A 17088-nucleotide genomic window follows, 5' to 3' on the forward strand; every position below is an offset into this window, starting at 1 on the left:
AAACAACATAATTGAAGAGTTTGTCCAGAACCTTGGACGACGAAGCGATGATTGTTCGAAACGACTTGACGACCACCCTCGGGTGGTTCATCACAAGATGTTTCGGCGGCCATAGCGAGAGGGAAACGCCCGGTCACATTCCGAACCCGGAAGCTAAGACTCTCAGCGCCGATGGTACTGCAGGGGGGACCCTGTGGGAGAGTAGGACACCGCCGGACTTAACTTAGCAACACCAAGAAAGCCACCCCACCGGGGTGGCTTTCTTGCGTTAACCCACCAAACCGGACAACTGCCACACACGCCGCTGGCCACCAGCACGACCACGCCACCCACCCGGGTGGCTTTTTGCGTTAACCCGTCGGAGGCCCGGCCAGGGACCGCGCACGCACCTGCCGCCGAGAGATCGATTCGCTTGATCTCGGCACACTCGATCGCCGGGAATCGAGAGCAGAAGTAGCCGTTGGTCGAGCCTGTCGAGACCCCGCGAGCGGATCTCGACACGCGAGCGCAGCAGAGTCGCCCGAGGTGGCGTTCGTATATGGACTTACCGAATGCCTGCGTGTGAAAGCGCTCACGAGAGTGCGATTGGCAGGCCCGCCGAAGTGGACTCGATGAGAAGGAGCTGCGCGGGTCGAGCGCCGCAATGCCGGTCGGAGCCGACGCGCGCAGCGGCGCCCGGCCAGCGCGGCGTTCACTGCCTCTCGCGACGGACTCTCGGAACCTTTCGCCAGAAGCCCGCAGACGCCCCACGTGGAGCCGAGCACAACTGTTCTGCGTGGGTGAACGTTAGCGGTTCGGGAAGTCGTGCGGCAGGCCGGTCAGAACCGGAGCGAGACGCTCCTGCTGAGCCTGCTCAAGACGCAGTGCCGCGAATTCACGATCGCGGCGAAGAACCTGCACACCCAGCAGAAAAGTCTCGGGCGGAACGGAAGGCAACGGTGACACAAATGGTGCGACTTCTGCCGCGAGCGATGTCGAGAGCTTTTCTCGCGCGAACGGAGTCAGTGCAGCGGACTGACGCAGAAACTGCGCCACTCGGCGAGCGAGCCGATCGGGCAGTTTGGCGACATCCGCCGTCTGGGACCAGAGCGTGAGTTCCGGGGGGAGGCGGTGTGCCGGGGCGGTTGCACGAGGCACGCGTTCGTGCTGGCTGTACGTGCCGGCCAGCAGATCGCCCAGGCGCTTCGATTTGCTGTTCAGCAGGCCCGTCGTCGCGGCGATTCCTCCGAAGGTCATGAAGATCTCCAGCACACCGAGCAGAGCGCGGATGAACGCGTGGCGTAACCCGATGGCGCCACCATCGTCGCGCACGATACGGGCACCGATGACAGTTTTGCCGAGCGACCGACCGCCGGTCGCTGTCTCGACGAGCATCGGAACGATCAGGATGGCGAACACCAGTCCGGCAACGCTGAGCGCCTTCGACAGAGCGTCATCGATGACGTCGGCGAAGAGCCAGAACAAGAGCAGCATGATCAGCAGGTACAACAAAAGATAGGCGGCCCAATCGATGAGTGTGCCGGCGCCGCGCAGAATAATTCCGGCAGGCCGGACATCGAGCGCAACGGCTTCGCCGGTGATGAGTTCGTCATCACCGCTGACACGCTCATCGTGAACTACCGACTCCGGGGGCTTCGCCATGTCACTATTGAACCAGATGGATCTTGACGCCTATTCCGCCGCGCATCGCGCCGAATGGGACCGCCTAGCCGCACTCGGCGCGCAGCGGTCCCTCACTGGGGCGCAAGCAGATGAGTTGATCGCTCGATATCAGTCGGGTGCCACCCAACTGTCCGCGATCAAGACCACCGCCGGATCGACTCTGCAGGGCGATCGGTTGTCCGTGGCGCTGTCGCGCGCGCGCCTGCGGTTCACCGGTGCGAGCGCGAATGTGATGGCGCAGATACCTCGTTTCTTCGTGCTGCAGCTCCCGGCGGCGCTGTACCGCCTCCGCTGGATCACTCTCGTGGTGGCACTTGTGACGTTTCTAGTTGCCGGACTGTACACGGTGTGGGCGCTCGGTAATCCCCAGGTTCTGGCCAACTTCGGTTCCGACGAACAACTCGCTCAACTGGCGAACCATGATTTCGTCGACTACTACTCGTCGAACCCCGCTGCATCCTTCGCTGGCCAGGTCTGGACGAACAACGCCTTGATCGCCGCCCAATGCATTGCCTTCGGAATTCTCGGGGTCTACGTTCCCTACATCGTTCTTCAGAACGCTCAGAACCTCGGCGTCAACGCGGCAGTCATGTTTGCCTATGACCACGGTGACGTATTTTTTCTCTACATCCTGCCCCACGGACTCCTGGAGCTCACAGCGATCTTCGTTGCGGCGGCCGGGGGCCTCCGCATCTTCTGGGCTTGGATCGCCCCCGGCGCACGCACGCGTGGCCAGGCGCTGGCAGAAGATGCCCGGGCTTTGTTCACCGTGGCGATCGGCCTGGTGTTCGTTCTGCTCGTGTCAGGGATCATCGAGGGTTTCGTCACCCCGGCCCCCTGGCCCTGGCCGATCAAGATCGGCATCGGTGCGTTGGCCTTGCTACTCTTCCTCGTCTACATGCTCGTCGTCGGCAAGCGTGCCACGCGGCTCGGCGAGACGGGCGACCTCAGCGAGTTCGAGGCAGGGGCTCGCCGCATTTACGCCAGTTGAATGGCTCCGGCGGGTCGTCGCCCGCGAGTTCGCCCGACCTCTGGCCTAGCCGGTTACAGGCGGCCGGCCGCCTTCAGCGCAAGGTAGGTGTCGGAGAGCGCCGGCGGGAGGTCGGCCGGAGAAGCGGTCACGACTTCTGCACCGAGCTGGCGGATCGCTGCCGACACACGGGCGACGTCGAGCACAGCGCGCTCAGCGGCGGCGGCGGTGTAGACGTCATTGCGGTTGGAGCGCTGGTGAATCGCACTCTCCGCACCCGGATCGGTGACGGACGCCACCACGACCGTGTGCCGACGGGTCAGCTGGGGCAACACCGCGAGCAGACCGGATGAGGAGCCGGCCGCGTCGATCGAGGTCAAGAGAATGACCAGGGCGCGCTGGCTGGTGATCTGCCGCACCTGGCCGGGCACGGCAGGCCAATCCATTTCAATCAACTCAGGTTCGATCAACGCCATCGTGTCGACGAGCCGGGACAGAAGCTCTGCGCCTTGCGCTCCCTGCACCCGGCCGCGACTTCGACGGTCATACGCCAGAAAGTCGATACGATCACCGGCGCGAGAGGCGAGCGCGGCGAGCAACAGTGAGGCTTCGAAGGAGGCGTCCAGGCGCGGTTCATTGTCGACACGCGCTGCAGCGGTGCGCCCGGTGTCGACCACAATGACCACGCGACGATCACGTTCGGGGCGCCAGGTGCGCACCATCACATCATTGCGCCGAGCGGTGGCCCGCCAGTCGATGGACCGCACGTCATCGCCGCGCACATACTCGCGCAAGGAGTCGAACTCGGTGCCCTGCCCACGCACCATCACGCTGGTTCGACCGTCGAGCTCCTTCAGTCGAGCGAGTCGAGACGGAAGGTGCTTTCGGGAGTGAAACGGCGGGAGCACGCGGATGCGGCCGGGCGCGGTGAGCGTCGCTTGTCTGGCCCACAACCCCAACGGACCCACTGAACGCACTGTCACCTCTCCGACGCGGCGTTCGCCCCGACGGAACGGCGTCAGGGTGAGGCTGACACGGCGCCGCTCTCCGGCAGGGATGCTGACGCGGGTACGGTTGTTTCCGGCACCGGCCGAGGGTTGCCAGGCGTCCCTCACGACTCCCTGGAGGCGTCGACGGCCCCTGTTGGTCAGATACAACTCGCTGGTGACAGATTCACCGAGTCGCACCCGAGACGGAAGGGTACGACTGAGTGCCACCTGGCGAGGCGAGGCGGCGAGAGCCAGGTCGAGCGAACCGAGAACGACCACTCCGAGTAGCCACCAGCCCAACACGGCAGCGGCCGCGGCGAGGGAATGTCCGAGCAGCACAAGAGGCACGACGCCGAGGGCGACGAGCAAAACGAATCGTCCGGTAACGGTCATCGACGCGGCCTAGATCGGAACCTGAACCTGTTGCATGATTGAGCGCAGGATGGCGTCAACGCCGATTCCCTCGAGCTCGGCTTCTGGTCGCAGCTGGATTCGGTGGCGCCACACCGGCAGCACCATCGCCTGAACATGGTCGGGAGTGATCGACTGATAACCGTTCAACCAGGCCCAGGCTTTGGCCGACGCGAGCAATGCCGTCGTGCCGCGGGGGCTCACCCCGAGTTTCACCGACGGGCTGTGCCGGGTCGCGCGGGCCAGGTCGACGAGATAGGCCAAGACATCAGCACTCGCTCCGACTGCGGCAACGGCCTGCTGGGCTTGGGCGAGCTCGTCGGCGCCGAGCACTGCGGTCACCCCTGCGCCGGCCAAGTCACGGGGGTTGAACCCATTCGAGTGGCGACGGAGCACCTCGACCTCCGTGTCTCTCTCGGGAAGATCGAGCACCAGTTTCAGGAGGAACCTGTCGAGCTGCGCCTCTGGCAGCGAATAGGTGCCTTCGTACTCGATCGGGTTCATGGTCGCAGCGACGATGAAGGGTTCGGGAAGCGGCAGGGATCGTCCGTCGACACTGACCTGGCGTTCCTCCATGGCCTCAAGAAGCGCTGACTGCGTCTTCGGTGGTGTGCGGTTGATCTCATCCGCCAGCATGATGTTGGTGAACACCGGCCCCTGGCGAAACTCGAATTCGCCCGCTTTGGCATCGTAGATCAGCGAGCCGGTCACATCGCCGGGCATCAGGTCTGGCGTGAACTGCACTCGCTTCGTGTCGAGGCTGAGCGCGTGGCTGAGGGAGCGCACCAACAACGTCTTGGCCACACCCGGTACCCCCTCCAGCAAGACATGGCCTCGCGCCAGCAGGGCGATGATCAGCCCGGTGACCGCGCCATCCTGTCCGACGACGGCTTTTCCAACCTCAGTGCGCACCTGAGCCAAAGCCTGGCGAAGAGTTTCGTCTGTTGCTACGAGAGTCGTCATATGTCAATTCTTCCGTGTGGGGGAGCGGGCGGAGAGGACGATGGTGTGGTGCCAGGCAGCATCCGACCGACCAGGGTCTCAAGGTCGGCGAGATGGTCGGAGAGACGGACGAGGTCACTGTCGCTGTGGGGCACGTCATCGATCAGGATGGCCCTCACCTCGGCGACGGGTTGACCAGTGAGCGCTGCGACGGCGAGCGTGATCTCGGAATGATGCGCGGTGCGCGGAAGGCCGAGGCGGGTCGCGAGTCGGCTGAGCGCGCCGATGCGGAGCGCATCGATCGCACGCAGCCTGGCGGAGTTGCGCGAGTACAGGCGCGCGCGTCCTTCCATCGTCTCGTTTGCTCGCACAGTCACCGGCAGATTCTCGGCGACCAGGGGCCCGAACCGTCGCCCGCGCCAGACAAACGCGCTGAACGCAGTGAGCATGAGAAGGAGCAGTACCGGCGTTACCCAGCCGGGGGTCAGCGCGCCGAGCGAGGGGGGACCGGTGCGCGGGACATCCGCCAGGGTGGGGAGATACCAGACGACGGTGTCGCTGACGCCCAGAAGGTTGAGGGCGAGCGCGGCATTTCCGAAGGTGCCGATCTCATCGTTTCGGAACACTGCGGGCTGAGCGACGAGGGTGAGGCTCTGGCCGCCGCGAGCGACTTCGACCATCGAGAATGCGCCGTCTCCGCTCGGGAAGCACCCTGTCATGTCGGGGCTGCTCTCGTCGACGATGCGGAGTGTCGTCCCGCCGGGCGAGAGTGTGCCGGCCCTGATCGCGGCCGGCACAGAGCAGTCGGCGGAGAGCGCGTCGGCGGTGCTCACCCCACCGAAGCCGACGCCGGGCGCCACCGCGTCGAGAAAGGTGAAGTCCGGCTCCGAAACCACCGCGCGGGAAGGAAGTCGCAGCAGCTGCGTGATTTGAGCGGCCGAGAGGTAGCCGTTCTCGTCGGCAAAGAACAGGGTGGGGTCCGTACTCGTGGACAGGGCGGTGATGGCGTCGTCGAAAGTGTCGGCCACAGTGACGTTGACGCCCTGCTGACGCAGCACCTCGACGAGAGCTCTGCTTCCGGCTGGCGCCGGATTGCTCGCTGCCAACGGCACGCCCCCTGCAGTACTGCCGCCGACGATGAGCGAAGCGACGATCGAGAGGATCACGGCCCCGGCCCCGGCCAGCACCCAGAACAGCGCGCGTCGCCCGGCCGTGCGGACGGTGGGAGTCGATGACGGAGTGAGTCGGGCAGACTGCTCTCTCTCCGCCAGACGCTGAGCCCGACGTGTCGGCGTCGGATCGATCGCGGGATCTGCGGTCATGGTCATGACAGCCCGACCGGGGACCGGTCATCCGGTGCGGTGTCGTGGTCAGGCAGAACCGGCCGTTCCGCACGAAGCGCGACCTCAAGCTCAGCGAGAGAGCCGAATCCCTCCTCGGTTCCCAGAGCGCCGAGATACCGAACCTGGTCAAAGGTCACGGCTGCGCCAGCCAACTGAACCTGGCGGCCAGGAAAAGCCGTCGCGGCAGCGGCAGCAACATCGTGCGCGGTGGTGCCGGGCGACAGCTGCACGATGGTTCGCTCGAAAAGACCTCGGGCGATGGCCCGAAACATCTCCTCACAGGCGAGGCTCCATGCGCCCGTCGCGGCAGCGGCCAAGGCCGACCGACGCATGGCATCGGCAGAGCGGCGATCATCCTCGCCGAAGAGCGCAGCAGCCGGTCTGCTGCGACGGTTCAGTCGAGGAAGGCCGAAGATCAGAAACGCCGTGACCACCACCGCCGCCACAATGACGGTGATGATGAGGGGAAGCCAGGGGCCGAGTCCCTCTCCAGAGGGAACGGTCAAGGAATTGATCCATTCGAAGAACGCCTGTGAGGCCCGGTCGAACCAGGTAGGTTGAGCCGCCTGGTAGGGAGCCTTGGCCAGTTCCCCTTTCAACCATTGCCGCGCATCCGGTGCACTGGGGTCGACGGGGATGCCGGCACGCTCGAGCGCTCCTGGCCAGCTGCCCAGCGTTGTGTCGACCATCCCCCTGACCACGATCATGCCCAGGGCGACCCCACATCGGGCTGCACCGACGAACGGCGATTCTGGGCGGGGACCGGAAGATACGGATCGGGGAGCGCCTGCGAACCTGGGGAACCGGAGTGTGCCGCTTCGACGAACCGCTGCAACTCGAGATCGAGACCCTCTTTGCGCATCCGCAGATCGATATAGATGAGAGCGGTTGTCGCCGACTGCACGACCGCGGCGATTGCTCCGAGAACGAGCGAGACCAGAAGCACCAGCACGTACACAATCGCGGAGGGGATGAAACTGTCCAACGCCCCGTTGGGGTCGACGAGTGAAAAGCTGATCGAGAAGAGGAACGACAGCGGAGTGACGACCACCTGGGTGATCACGTTGACGATGGTAGCGACCAGGAACTGCACACCGAGGGTGCGCCAGAAGTAGCCGATGGTCAACGACCAGGAACGGCGCACTGCCTGCCGGATGGTGAGCCTCTCGAGCACGATCAGGCTCGGTACGAGCGATGTGCGCGTGAACAGCCACGCGCCACAGACGAGGAGTCCCAAGCCACCGAAGATGCCGATCACAACGGCGAGTACGATCCAGGTTCCGCCGAGCAACACGAGCAGCGTGACGATTCCCGCAATCAGCCCCACACCGACGAGGAGAGCAGCGGAGAGCACCAGCGTCCACAGCACCAGTGTCCACAGCCGCCGCCCTGCCGTACGCCAGAGTACGTTGAGCCGAAGCTTCTCGCCGAGGGTGGCACGGGCCACCTCGAGCACGATGACGCCCTGAAGCAGAGCCGATGCGATGACCGAAAGCGCGATCGGCAGAATCGCCGACAGCACGATGGTGAGGGCGGCACCGGCCGAGACGGCATCCTGCTCGTCGATAGGCGCGGCTTCGATGCGACCCACCGCGAAGTAGGTGACGAGACCGATGACGAGCAGCGAGATGATCAGGCTTACCGCTTGGACAAGAAGTGCGCTTCCGAACGTTGCCTTCGGGTTGCGCTTCAAGACCTGAAACGGCGCAGCGAGGAGCGTGCCGAACCCAAGCGGTCTGAGCGGGATCAAGCCGGGCTTGGGCGGGGGAGCCCAACCGTTCGGCGCGCCGGATGGCGCAGCGGCAAATCCACCGGTCGGAGCCGCGTGCTCCCCGTAGCGAGGCGCGTCTGGCCGCTGTCCGGCCGGGTCTGCCGAGGGGCCAGGAGTGGGCGATTGCCAGTTCTGCGGGTCCGTCACGTCACCCATGCTGGCACACCGGCGCTCTCGAAGCATGTTCTGAGGAGTTCCGGAGCCGTACTCGACTACGCTGAGGCCAGAGATTAGAGGAGTTGCCGCCTGACCAGGGGGCCTCAAGCGGAAACGGATGAATGAACGCACGCATTTTGGTTGTCGATGATGACCCCGCTCTGGCGGAGATGATCGGCATCGTTTTGAACGGTGAGGGTTTCGACACTCACTTCTGTGCGGACGGCGCACTCGCGCTCGGAGCATTTCACGAGACGAAGCCCGACCTGGTGCTCCTCGACCTGATGTTGCCTGGTCTGGACGGGATCGAGGTCTGCCGTCTGATCCGCGCGGAATCCGGAACCCCCATCATCATGTTGACGGCGAAGTCCGACACCACCGACGTTGTCAAGGGTCTCGAATCCGGTGCAGACGACTACATGGTCAAACCGTTCAACCCGAAGGAACTCGTCGCGCGCATCCGGACACGGCTCCGCCCGGCCGCTGTGGTCTCGTCCGCGAATCTGCACATCGGCGATCTCGTCGTCGACGCCGCCGGACACGAGGTGAGGCGGGGCGATCAGCGAATCAATCTGACCCCGCTCGAGTTCGACTTGCTCTTGGCCCTGGCATCGAAGCCGCAACAGGTGTTCACGCGCGAGATGCTGCTCGAGCAGGTGTGGGGCTATCACTACAAGGCGGACACCCGCCTCGTCAACGTGCACGTTCAACGTTTGCGCGCCAAGGTCGAGGACGACCCAGACAATCCGCGCATCGTGATGACGGTGCGCGGCGTCGGCTACCGGGCCGGCGCGGTCGGATAGTTCCAATGACTGCGCGACCGCTGTCGGCGCGACCATCGACTGTGCGCACCCCTGTGGCGCTCGGCGGCCGAACGTGGCCCCGACGGGTTGCCGCGCTCTGGCGGTCGTCTCTGCAATTCCGTACCGTCAGCATCACCGTCGTGTTGTCAGGCCTGGCGATCCTGCTCGTCGGCGTCTACATGTCGGTGAGCATCGGCAACGATCTGTTCCAGTCGCGGCTCAACCAGGTTCTTCTCGAATCGAATCGGGCGACGGCAGCGGCCCAGGGAATTCTCGATTCATCGGATGCCGCCGATCGCGTGCAAGTGCAGGCGTTGCTTGGATCTGCCCGCACGCTCATCACCGCCACCTCGTCGAGCCGCCTGATCGCGGTCCTTCGTGTTCCCGGCCAGGAAGCCTCCTCTGTCACCCCGCAGGACTCGTCGACGTTCGGTGAATCGACCGACGTCATCTCTCCCCAGCTGAGGGCGGCGGTGAGAGAAAATGCCGGCGAGCAGTTCTGGCAGTCCGTCACGCTGTCGAATGAAGACGGTCAGCAGTACCCCGGAATCGTCGTCGGCTCGCAGATTTCGGTTCCGGTGGCCGGGCGCTATGAGCTCTACATCGGCTACAGCCTGCAAGAGGCCGAAGGCACTCTCCTCTTCGTTCAGCGCACGCTGGGGATCGCCGCGGTGGCGCTGATGCTGCTGATCGGAGCGGTGACCTGGATTGTCGTGCGATTCGTGGTGACCCCGATCCGGGTCGCGGCTGAAACCAGCCAGCGGTTGGCGTCGGGGGATCTGGCCGTGCGTATTCCGGAGAAGGGGGAAGACGTCATCGCGACATTGGCGCGTTCCTTCAATGGCATGGCCGACAGCCTGCAGAGCCAGATCAAGAAGCTGGCTGATCTCTCCGAGGTGCAGCAACGATTCGTCTCCGACGTTTCGCACGAGCTGCGCACTCCGTTGACCACAATTCGCCTCGCCGGGTCTGTGCTCTACGATCAGCGGGCCAGCTTTCCGCCGGCGACCGAACGCACCGCCGAGCTGCTGCACACCCAGGTCGAACGGTTCGAGCTGCTGCTCAGTGATCTTCTCGAAATCAGCCGCTACGACGCCGGTTCAGTACAGGTCGAAGCTGAGCCCACCAACCTGGTGCACTTGGCCGAAGACGCGATTGACAGCATGCGCTCCTTGGCCGAATCGAAGGGAACGGAGCTCAGACTTGTCGCTCCTGGTGGCCATCTCAACGCGGAGGTCGACCCGCGTCGCATCCGTCGCATTCTGCACAATCTCATCGGAAACGCCATTGAGCATGGCGAGAGCAAGCCTGTCATCGTCTCGGTCGACAGCAACGCGACGGCCGTCGCGCTCTCCGTGCGTGACTTCGGGCTCGGAATGACCGATGCCGACGTCGCCCATGTCTTCGACAGATTCTGGCGGGCGGATCCGTCGCGCCAGCGCACGATCGGTGGCACGGGACTGGGGCTGGCGATCTCGCTCGAGGATGCGGCGGTGCACGGCGGCTGGTTGCAGGTCTGGTCGAGCCCGGGCCAGGGTTCTTGCTTTCGGCTGACTCTCCCCAGGCGTTCGAGCGGCACGCTCACCGAATCGCCGCTTCCCCTTCCGCCAGTGGATGAGTTGCCAGATGAGCTGCCACTGGTGGATGAGCTGCCAGACGACGTGCTTCCTGACCTCCAATTCGACGGCAATACCCAGGGAGGCCCCCATGTCTGACGCGCCCCGTCGTCGGCGCCTTCGTATCTGGGGCGCGTCGGCCGTTCTCGCTGTGATGCTTCTCGCCGGCTGTTCGGGAATTCCTCGCGCCGGAGAGGTGCAGGCCGGCGCAGCGGCACCGCAAGGCGACACCTTGACCCCCATCTTCCTGCCGTCCAGCCCCGAAGCAAACGCGAGCCAGGAGTCGATCCTGCGCGGCTTCATCGACGCGGCCTCGAGTCCGGAGAACAACTACGAGATCGCCAGAGAGTTTCTCGCCCCTGCGGACAGCGCAATCTGGGCGCCGGATGCCGGAGTGACAGTCGATGACGGAAGCGGTCGCGTGATTCAGGTCGTTGACGACATGGCGATGCAATTCTCGGTGAAACCTGTCGCAGAGGTGAACGCGAACGGTGAATACCGTGAGGTCGGATCGTCTGCCCCTGTGACCCTGCTTTACCATTTCGTGCAGGTCGACGGTCAATGGCGGATCAGCCAACCGCCGAACGGAACGGTCATCGATCAGAACACGTTCCGGGACGTGTTCAGCTCCCAGGAGCTCTACTTCTTCGATCCGACGTTTACGTACTTGGTTCCTGACCTGCGCTGGTTCCCGCGCGGAGCATCCGCCCCGACGAAAATCGTCAATGCCGTGCTCGCCGGCCCGAGCCCGTGGCTCGCCCCCGCGGTGACGACAGCGTTCCCCGAAGGAACCAAGCTCACTGCCGACGCCGTGCAAGTCATCGCACGCGTCGCACAGGTCGACCTGAACAACGAAGCGCTGAACGCCGATCGTGTCACCCTGCAGCGGATGAAATCGCAACTGACGAACAGCCTGCCTTCCGGCCTCTCGGTGACCATCACGATTAGCCACAACTCGCAGGACATCAACGATCTCGGCGATGCCGCCCCGATTGTGAACCCGCGCGGAGATGCCAGGGCTCTGATTCTCCGCAACGACGAGTTCGGATTCCTGGGCGCCACCGGAAGCACGCTGACCCCGGTGGACGGCCTCTCAGACACCATTGCAGCGCTGAAGCCGACAGCCGTCACACTGGCCGCCGGGCAGCACTTCGCGGCAGCGCTCGCCGAAGGAGGCGTCTACGGAATCGGTATCGGAGCACCGGCCAAGCTCGTGGATCCGCGGGACGGGCTCATCGCGCCGTCGGTGGACCCCTACGACGTAATCTGGTCGGTGCCGGCCGACCGTCCGGCCGAACTCTTTGCCTACACGTCGAGCGGTGAGTCAGTCGCGGTGCCGACGAGTTGGCAGGATGCGACATCGATTCGTTCGCTCGTTGTCTCGCGCGACGGAACCCGGCTGATCGCTTTGCTCGGCACCGGCGCAGACCTGCGGTTCGTGGTCGTTGCAATCACCCGCGACAAAGGAGTGCCCGTCGCTCTCGGCGAACCGCTCACCCTCGCTGCCGCTGCAGGAACTCCGCTCGGCGCTACCTGGATCGACGATGTCACCGTAGCGTCGCTGACGGCCACGTCGACGGGCACGGAGCAGATCGTTGCGCAGGAGATCGGTGGCGTGCGCACACCGCTCGAACCGGCCCCGCACAGCGTCTCGATCACGGGCGGGAACACGCTGCGCGATCTTCGGGCGCTCTCGGTCAACGACGGGCTCCAGGTGCAATGGGGGAGCGGCTGGCAGGAGCGCATCGACCACGTCGCGCTCATCGCGACGCAGCAGGGACTTCTCTAGCGGTTCTCAACAGCCGAGCCCTGCCCGGGCATTTCCACCGGAATGGGTTGTGTCAGCCGCCGGAGCCGGCGGTGCGAGAACCTGGGCCTATGACGATTCCTGGAGGTTTCTCGGCGCCTCTTCTCGATGCGCTTGCCGTCGTGCTGCCGACGACCTGCGCGGGCTGCGGGCGTCCTGACCGCGGAATCTGCACCGGCTGCCGATTCGCGCTGGGGCCACGGGTGCACGTCGTGGCCAGGGGTGAGTTGGCAGTCTGGTCGGCTCTCGAGTATGCCGACGTGGCTCGGCGCGTGATCGCCGCCTACAAAGACGGCGGAAGAGTCGACGTCGCGTCGGTTCTGGCCACGGCGCTCCGGAGCGCCGTGGTGGCCGCCCTCGCCGCAAGCATCCCGACCGGTGTCGAGGGTTTCGACGCAACCGTGAGCGGGAGTGACGACAGAGCCCTCGGCGTGCGAGTGGCGACGATTCCGTCGTCGTCGGCCGCCTGGCGCCAGCGCGGGTTCAGCCCGGTCGGTCTGCTTCTTGCCCGCGAGGGAATCGTGTCGAGCCGGGTCTTGCGACAGCGGGGAAAACGCGCTGACCAAGTCGGCCTCGGCCTCGTCGAGCGGAGCCGCAACAAACAAGGTTCGCTGGTCGCACGCGGTCGACTGGACGGCCAGGACTTTCTGATCGTCGACGACATTCTCACCACCGGTGCGACAATGCTCGAGGCGAAACGTGCAATTCTTGCCGGCGGAGGACGGGTCGTCGGACTCGCCACACTGGCCGAAACACGACGCCGTCACCCTTCTCCGCTGCACTCACAGGAAACTGGTCCTCAAATGCTGTGACTTAACTGTCCAGCCCCGCTACGGTGGTCCTAAAGGCGCGAAACAATCGCCCGGATTTGGGCGATTCGCCAGATCTGGAGGTCGTCATGGAAACTATCATCGTCGGACGAAATCTAGGGATCACTGATCGGTTTCGCGAGTACGCAACCGACAAGGCAGAGAAGATCGCGGCACTCGCCGATAAGGCACTCGCCCTTGAAATCAAGGTGAGCCGTCACAGCGAGAAGAACGGTGCGATTGGCCCCGATCGAGTGGAACTCACTCTCATCGGCAAGGGTCCGCTCGTTCGGGCTGAAGCAGACGGATCAGACAAATATGCGGCATTTGATGTTGCCCTCGGTCGACTTCTCGAACGAGTACGGCGCGCGAAGGACCGCAAGAAGGTGCATCGTGGTGGTGCACACCGCCCCACCTCGCTACACGACGCGTCAGCAAATGGCTTCAACGTTGTTGACATCACACCCGCAACCAGCGAAACACTGGAACGAGTGCGCACGGGGTCCATTCCGGTTGTCGGCAGCGACGCCGAAAACGAAGAGATCGAAGAGGCATACAGCCCCGTTGTGATCCGCCGCAAGGTCTTCGAGGCTGCACCGATGACCGTTGATGACGCGCTCTATTTCATGGAACTCGTCGGACACGACTTCTATCTCTTTCAGGACGCGACGTCACTTCGCCCCAGTGTGGTCTACCGCCGCAAGGGCTGGGACTATGGCGTCATCGAACTGGGTGAAGTCTCAGAGGAATCGCAACTGCGGGAGGTCGCTGCCAGCGGGCGCGGCGTATGACCAAGTAGCATTGCTAGAGTTGCCGGCTGAGTCGGCGCGCTGTGTCGGTAGCAGGCTGTGCCGGCAACAAAACATGGCGTCCGACCGGACGACAGGCGTGGCTTGCGCCGTGACGACTAGTGGAGTGCATTCGTGGCCTCAATTCTTGAAAAGGTTCTTCGTGTAGGAGAGGGACGCATTCTGCGTCGTCTCGAGAACTACGCCAAGGCGATCAACGCGCTCGAGGAAGACTTCAAGGGCCTCAGCGACGAGGAGCTGAAGAACGAGACGACGACCCTGCGCGAGCGCTACTCGAACGGAGAGTCGCTCGACGATTTGCTACCGGAGGCCTTCGCCGCTGTGCGTGAGGCCTCCACCCGCACTCTCGGGCTGCGTCACTTCGACGTTCAGCTGATGGGCGGGGCGGCGCTGCACCTCGGAAACATTGCCGAGATGAAGACCGGTGAAGGTAAGACTCTTGTGGCGACGACCGCCGCGTATTTGAACGCCATCACCAGTCGCGGCGTGCACGTCATCACGGTCAACGACTACCTGGCCAGCTACCAGAGCGAGCTGATGGGGCGCGTCTTCCGCGCGCTTGGCATGACGACCGGCTGCATTCTCTCCGGCCAGACCCCCGAGCAGCGTCGTGAGATGTACGCCTCTGACATCACCTACGGAACCAACAACGAGTTCGGTTTCGACTACTTGCGCGACAACATGGCGTGGCAGACCTCCGACATGGTGCAGCGCGGGCACTACTTCGCCATCGTCGACGAGGTCGACTCGATCCTCATCGACGAGGCGCGCACGCCGCTCATCATCTCCGGCCCGGCATCGGGCGAGGCGAACCGTTGGTTCACCGAGTTCGCCAGCCTGGCCAAGCGTCTGGTTCCCGACGAAGACTTTGAGGTCGACGAGAAGAAGCGCACCATCGGTGTGCTTGAGCCCGGCATCGAAAAGGTCGAGGACTACCTCGGCATCGACAACCTGTACGAATCGGCCAACACCCCGCTGATCTCGTTCCTCAACAACGCCATCAAGGCCAATGCGCTGTTCAAGAAAGACAAGGACTACGTCGTGATGAACGGCGAAGTGCTGATCGTCGACGAGCACACCGGCCGCATCCTGATGGGGCGCCGCTACAACGAAGGCATCCACCAGGCGATCGAAGCCAAGGAAGGTGTCGCGGTCAAGGCCGAGAACCAGACCCTGGCCACCGTCACCCTCCAGAACTACTTCCGCCTCTACTCGAAGCTGTCAGGCATGACCGGAACCGCCGAGACTGAGGCTGCCGAGTTCATGAGCACCTACAAGCTCGGTGTGGTTCCCATCCCGACAAACAAGCCGATGCAGCGCATCGACCAGTCGGACCTCGTCTACAAGAACGAGGAAGCGAAGTTCAACCAGGTCGTCGAAGACATTGTCATGCGTCACGAAAAGGGCCAGCCGGTTCTGGTGGGAACAACGAGCGTCGAAAAGAGCGAATACCTCTCGCGGCTGCTGGCCAAGAAGGGCGTTCGCCACGAAGTGCTGAACGCGAAGAACCACGCGCGTGAAGCCGCGATTGTGGCCCAGGCGGGTCGACTGGGTTCGGTCACCGTCGCCACCAACATGGCCGGCCGTGGCACTGACGTGATGCTCGGTGGCAACGCCGAGTTCCTTGCCGTCGCGGCAATGAACGCGAAGGGTCTCAGCCCCGTCGAAACTCCCGATGAGTACGAGACGGCCTGGGACGACGTGTTCGCCGAGGTCAAGTCGGGCGTCGACGAGGAGGCCGAAAAGGTCATCGCCGCCGGTGGGCTCTACGTGCTCGGTACCGAACGTCACGAGTCGCGCCGAATCGACAACCAGCTTCGCGGACGCAGCGGGCGTCAGGGCGACCCGGGAGAGAGCCGGTTCTACCTGTCCCTGACCGACGATCTGATGCGACTGTTCAACGCCGGCGGCGCTGAAGCGCTGATGGGGCGCCAGGGTGTTCCTGACGACCTCGCGATCGAATCGAAGATCGTCAGCCGCGCCATCCGCAGTGCTCAGTCACAGGTGGAGGGCCGCAACGCCGAGATTCGTAAGAACGTGCTCAAGTACGACGATGTGTTGAACCGTCAGCGCGAGGCGATCTACAGTGACCGTCGTCACATCCTCGAAGGCGACGATCTGCACGAGCGCACGCAGAAGTTCCTCGAGCAGGTTATCGATGAGGTTCTCACGGTGCACACCGGCGAAGGCAATGGCGACGACTGGGACTTCGACGCTCTGTGGACCGAGTTGAAGACGCTGTATCCCGTGGGCGTCACAATCGACGAGGTCGTCACCGAAGCCGGAAGCCGCGGCAAGATCAACCGCGACTTCATGCGCCGCGAAATTCTGTCGGATGCGAAAATGGCCTACCAGCGTCGTGAAGAGTCGCTCGGTTCTCCCGCAATGCGTGAGCTTGAGCGTCGCGTTGTTCTCTCGGTCATCGATCGCCGTTGGAGGGACCACCTCTACGAGATGGACTACCTGAAAGATGGCATCGGTCTGCGGGCGATGGCTCAGCGCGACCCGCTGGTCGAATACCAGCGTGAAGGCTACGCCATGTTCCAGCAGATGATGGGTCAGATCCGCGAGGAGACGGTGGGCTTCCTGTTCAACCTGGAAGTCGAAGTCAGCCAAGGACCCGATTCCGTTGCTGGTCCGGTTGTTGCGGCCAAGGGCCTCACCCCGGCTGAAACCGCTGAGGAGAAACTCAGCTACACCGCTCCGAGCGATTCCGGCGGAATTGAGGTGCGCAACCAGCGCGGTCAGATTCAGCAGGCGGCAACGGATCGCGCCCGTCGCGCCGCGGCGCCCGCCCTCGCTGAGGACGAGGCTCCCGCCGCCAATGCACAGCGCGGCGCCTTCGGGCAGCGGGCAGCCGACACCGACCAGTCGGCTCCGGTCAACCGGGCCGACCGTCGCAAGAAGAAGTAATCTCACGAAGTGTGTGATCGAGCCGGTGGCCTGAAAAGGCCGCCGGCTCGATCGGTTTAACCCACCGTCAACCGGCACAGAGGATCA

Annotated in this window: 13 protein-coding genes and 1 rRNA gene; 8 read left to right on the top strand and 6 right to left on the bottom strand. The window is 64.0% G+C overall.

Annotated elements, in window-relative coordinates:
* Positions 1-101 precede the first annotated feature (101 nt).
* Positions 102-218, top strand: a 5S ribosomal RNA gene (gene rrf, locus ABD791_RS18790).
* Between the two features lie 568 nt (positions 219-786).
* On the opposite strand, the gene ABD791_RS18795 is transcribed toward rrf, so the two are convergent.
* Complete coding sequence (locus tag ABD791_RS18795; RefSeq protein ID WP_345069413.1) at positions 787-1641, bottom strand: RDD family protein; 855 nt, start codon at positions 1639-1641, stop codon at positions 787-789.
* Between the two features lie 16 nt (positions 1642-1657).
* On the opposite strand from ABD791_RS18795, the gene ABD791_RS18800 reads away from it, so the two are divergent.
* Positions 1658-2653, top strand: coding sequence for a stage II sporulation protein M (locus ABD791_RS18800; RefSeq protein ID WP_345069774.1), 996 nt, complete (start codon positions 1658-1660; stop codon positions 2651-2653).
* Between the two features lie 53 nt (positions 2654-2706).
* Here ABD791_RS18800 and ABD791_RS18805 read toward each other — a convergent pair whose 3' ends face one another.
* The 5 genes from ABD791_RS18805 to ABD791_RS18825 are packed head-to-tail and all read right to left on the bottom strand — an operon-like array spanning position 2707 to position 8235.
* Entirely contained in the window at positions 2707-4014 is a 1308-nt protein-coding gene (locus tag ABD791_RS18805; protein ID WP_345069414.1) for a DUF58 domain-containing protein, read from the bottom strand.
* A 9-nt stretch (positions 4015-4023) separates the two neighbouring features.
* Positions 4024-4995, bottom strand: coding sequence for an AAA family ATPase (locus ABD791_RS18810; protein WP_345069416.1), 972 nt, complete (start codon positions 4993-4995; stop codon positions 4024-4026).
* Entirely contained in the window at positions 4992-6296 is a 1305-nt protein-coding gene (locus tag ABD791_RS18815) for a DUF4350 domain-containing protein (RefSeq protein ID WP_345069417.1), read from the bottom strand. Before ABD791_RS18815 ends, ABD791_RS18810 begins: the two co-directional genes overlap by 4 nt.
* A gap of 2 nt (positions 6297-6298) precedes the next feature.
* Positions 6299-7006 carry a DUF4129 domain-containing protein gene (locus ABD791_RS18820; protein WP_345069418.1) on the bottom strand — a complete coding sequence of 236 codons (708 nt, stop codon included), beginning with the start codon at positions 7004-7006 and terminating at the stop codon, positions 6299-6301.
* Between the two features lie 14 nt (positions 7007-7020).
* On the bottom strand, positions 7021-8235 hold the full coding sequence (locus ABD791_RS18825; protein WP_345069419.1) for a hypothetical protein: 1215 nt from the start codon (positions 8233-8235) through the stop codon (positions 7021-7023).
* A 131-nt stretch (positions 8236-8366) separates the two neighbouring features.
* On the opposite strand from ABD791_RS18825, the gene mtrA reads away from it, so the two are divergent.
* The 6 genes from mtrA (at position 8367) to secA (ending at position 17001) form a co-directional block, all read left to right on the top strand.
* On the top strand, positions 8367-9047 hold the full coding sequence (mtrA, locus tag ABD791_RS18830; protein ID WP_345069420.1) for an MtrAB system response regulator MtrA: 681 nt from the start codon (positions 8367-8369) through the stop codon (positions 9045-9047).
* A gap of 5 nt (positions 9048-9052) precedes the next feature.
* Positions 9053-10762, top strand: coding sequence for an MtrAB system histidine kinase MtrB (gene mtrB, locus ABD791_RS18835; protein WP_345069421.1), 1710 nt, complete (start codon positions 9053-9055; stop codon positions 10760-10762).
* Positions 10755-12452, top strand: a complete 1698-nt coding sequence (locus ABD791_RS18840) for an LpqB family beta-propeller domain-containing protein (protein WP_345069422.1) — start codon at positions 10755-10757, stop codon at positions 12450-12452. The genes mtrB and ABD791_RS18840 overlap by 8 nt, the downstream gene beginning before the upstream one ends.
* Before the next feature lie 89 nt (positions 12453-12541).
* Positions 12542-13282, top strand: coding sequence for a ComF family protein (locus tag ABD791_RS18845; RefSeq protein WP_345069423.1), 741 nt, complete (start codon positions 12542-12544; stop codon positions 13280-13282).
* Positions 13283-13368: 86 nt separating this feature from the next.
* Positions 13369-14070 carry a ribosome hibernation-promoting factor, HPF/YfiA family gene (hpf, locus tag ABD791_RS18850; protein ID WP_345069424.1) on the top strand — a complete coding sequence of 234 codons (702 nt, stop codon included), beginning with the start codon at positions 13369-13371 and terminating at the stop codon, positions 14068-14070.
* Between the two features lie 132 nt (positions 14071-14202).
* Complete coding sequence (gene secA / locus ABD791_RS18855; protein WP_345069426.1) at positions 14203-17001, top strand: preprotein translocase subunit SecA; 2799 nt, start codon at positions 14203-14205, stop codon at positions 16999-17001.
* Positions 17002-17088: the final 87 nt, after the last annotated feature.

The organism is Glaciibacter kafniensis, from assembly GCF_039538945.1.
Classification (GTDB): Bacteria; Actinomycetota; Actinomycetes; order Actinomycetales; family Microbacteriaceae; genus Cryobacterium; species Cryobacterium kafniensis.